At 39.7% G+C, this 3773-nt stretch carries 1 protein-coding gene; it reads right to left on the reverse strand.

Annotated elements, in window-relative coordinates:
• Positions 1-3773, reverse strand: a 3773-nt coding sequence (locus HUN22_RS15980) for a beta strand repeat-containing protein (protein ID WP_174731410.1), incomplete at both ends; no start/stop codon positions are given.

The following is a 3773-nucleotide window of genomic DNA, read 5'->3' on the forward strand; positions in this document are numbered from 1 at the left end:
GAACATTATTTAGTGTCACCAATGTTGTATAATTTGTTCCATTAACTGTTCCATCACGATCTATACTGACTACTGTATTAGCGCCTACCTGTGTAACATTGATAAAATTACCAATATTCTCACCAGCATCAAGTGTAGCAACACCATTAATATAGTGTGCAGCACCATCAGTATCTGCTGTATAACCAACGAGTAAGGCCTTTATATCAATAATATCAGCATCTGGTGTAGCCTCAACGGTACCTACTTTAAAGCCATTTACAGTATCTGAACCATTTCCACCCGTTGCATCAGCAACTTGTAGCAATCTATACATTAAAGTATCTTGCCCACCGGTAGCTAAATTGAAAATGTCATTGCCTCCTCGGCCCTCAAAATAATTATTTTGAGCGTTCCCAGTAAATACATCATTACCAGACCCACCTGCAATTCCTTCAATATTTATGAAGGTTGCTGTACCAAAACCTGTATTTTGTGCACTAGTATTTGACAAATTCAGAGTTAAAGTCGAACCACCTGCCAGCTTATAATCTACAATGTCTAAACCGCCAGTATTACTCCACGACTTAACACCTGAAATAGTGGTTGTACCGCCTGCTCCATTGTAAATATCAATACCTTGTGTAGCAAAGAATGTATCGTTATAGCCTGTTCCAACAATACCGTTAGCTTTATTCGCATTTGCAATATTGCTAGCTGATTCTGTTGTTAATACATAAGCATTGTTCGCTTCGGTTGCTTTTAAACCTGCCCAAGCAGCATTTAGTATCTCAACCGTATTACTACCAACAGTTGCAACACCTCCTACATCAGCAGCAGCATTATTTTTCTGACGTAAAATAACCGCACTATATGTTTTTGATGCGTCTAGATTATAGAAATCAACAATCGCCGTGCTGTCATTGGTTTGATTACCAGACTGGGCATTGATGATTTGTGTGGATACTACAAGCCCAGTTGCCTGATCAATCAATTGAACTGTATTTCCATATAAAGAATTAATGCCTTCTTCATCAAGTATTCTGAGGTGAATACTAGTTCCGTAAGCAACATTATTTTTGTTCTCTATGTAGGTTGTTTGTCCATTTACCGTAAAGGCTAATAGATCACGATCACCATCCCAGTCAACGTCGATTGCAATTGCTCCAGTCACTGGTCCACTGTTCGGTGCTGTACTACTACTTGTGCCAATTGTTGTTTTACCAATTTGTGTCAATAAATTCGTTGTTGTAAAACTATTTGTAGTAATTCCAGCAATTGTAGTCGTGGTATTAGTATATAAATTAATTGGGCCTGTGTTCCCAGCAGCAGTAACACCACCACTCGTCCCCATGCCTGGTAACTCGATAACATCCATCTTACCATCATGGTTCCAATCTAATGCTAGAGATGCGCCACCTGCTATGTTATCGGTAAACAGATATTTGCCCGTTAGGGAATTTGGATTACCTATACCGTTAGAATCTGGATCAACGAATGATAATTTACCAGTACCATCATTGTAATAAATACGACTTGCATATTCACCTGCAGTATTACCTGCACCTGAAGCTGCAATATCACTTTCACTACCTCGACCAAGGAAGAGATCCATGAAGCCATCGCCATTGAAGTCAGCCCATGTCATCGCCACACCGTTACCAATGTCTGGATCGTCATCTGTACCACGTTGGAAGACATTTTCAACAATCTGATCTACATTCCAAGCATCTGTGTTGGTACCTTTAACAACCACTAGTCGCGATTGGTTGGTACTGATTGCACCTGTTGCAGTAATTCTAGAACCGTCGGCAACGATGTTTTGACTATGCATTGCAAAATCAATAATACCATCGTTGTTAATATCAACCCCCGAAAGCTCCATATCTGGTTGTGATTGATCACGACCAATTGGTTGATGGGTAGCATCTGCGGCATAATCAGTCGCAAAGTTGCCATCTTTAGACATACCTGTAATAGTTCCATCATTGTTTAAAACGATTTGAGAACCATAGCCATCTCTAATTGCACTATCATTTGGTGTTTGATCACCATTGACCATATCAACTAAGCCATCACCATTTTTGTCGATAGCCATAATACCACCATACCAACTCCACGTATTAGCACTACCATCAGTATTAGCATCTCCTGCAAAATTACCTGTTTGTGGCGCATTAGTGAATGCACCTACTTGATATGCTGTATAAGTCGCACCATTGTAATAAAACATCTGTTGGCCATCATTATATCTATTATCAATTGCAAATAGATCCATGAAACCATCACGGTTATAGTCTATAAAAGTCGCATTCTGAACATAGTTTTGGGTGTCATAACCTGTTCCACCATTGTTACTGACTAAAGTAGTACTCGCGAAATTTCCTAGAGTTGAAGAAGATGTACCATTTGCATCCAACATAGTTTGGTTTGTATGAATACGCCATCCACCATCTTGTCCAATTGTTACTGCTGTTGCCTTTTGATCTGGGTCACCACCTCCAGCACCTACTGTAACTACAGGTGTAGGAGCGACAACTAACTCATTGGTTGTGTCATCTTGAGCAATGATTCCAATACTATTTTTCAACACAGCAGATACGTTATAAGTACCAATTGTTAATGCGTTCGCATTAGGAATTTGTACATACCAAGTATTATTAAGTGGATCAACTACCACCTCACCTGTTTGAGACGAATATGTTTTACTATTAATAGTGACTTCAAGATATTCACCTGTTCCAATTTTAAAACCTGTAGAACCACTAATGATAGGTGTTGTATCCAAAGTATTTTGAATATTAACCTTAACTGTTAAGTCAACGTTGATAACCATATTATTACTTTGTGGCCCAAAGTTACCAGCAGTATCTATTACTCTTGCAAAGAAAGTATATGATTGACCATCGTTCAATCCTGAATTTACTTGATAAGTCCACGACGTGCCTGTCGTTGAAGCATAGCCCAAGAATGTAGTTGTAGTACCATTAACTTGATAGATACCAATTTGTTCATCACTTCCTAAAGCAAGATTTAATATTCCATTCAATACAGGAGTTCTGTCATCTGTTGTTGTTCCACTACCGAAATCACCTACTAATACACCCACATCATCTGTATAACTATTAATTGATACAGTTTGAATAGGTACACTAGAGTCAATAGTTATTGCCTGACTTACTGTACTACCAATATTACCTGCAGTATCGATCACGCGTGCCTGATAAGTGAAGCTACTGTTATGCGTTATTCCATCATCTAAACTCCAGCTTGTACCTGTTACAATCGCATCAACCCAAGTCAAACCACCATCACTTGATACCTGTAATTGCTCATCTGCTGCCAGCGCTGTTGTTAAGGTTCCGCTGACGGTCAATGTATTGTCGTTGGTAATGAAGTCTGTTACTGATGTTCCTGTATCCGTACTGATCGCAGTAATGGCAATCATAGTACTACTTACACTGCTGTCTACAGTCACAACTTGGCTATCAGTTGAACCCACGTTACCGGCAGTATCCACCACACGAACATCGTAAGTGTAGTTACCATCAGTTAAGGTACGGCTATCTATATAACTCCAGTTGCCTGCAGTTACTGTCAAGTCGATCCAGGTTACACCACCATCTACACTGATCTGTGCAACTTCACCCGCTGCCAATGTGCCAGCCAAGCTACCATTAATAGTTAAGCTTGTATCATTGGTAATGAAGTCTGTAGCTGATAAACCAGTATCATCACTGATGCTTTCAATCGCAATCACTGTGGTTGCTGAAGGTGCTGTGCTGTCTACAGTC

It is taken from the genome of Acinetobacter lactucae (assembly GCF_013344765.1).
Lineage (GTDB): Bacteria > Pseudomonadota > Gammaproteobacteria > Pseudomonadales > Moraxellaceae > Acinetobacter > Acinetobacter lactucae_A.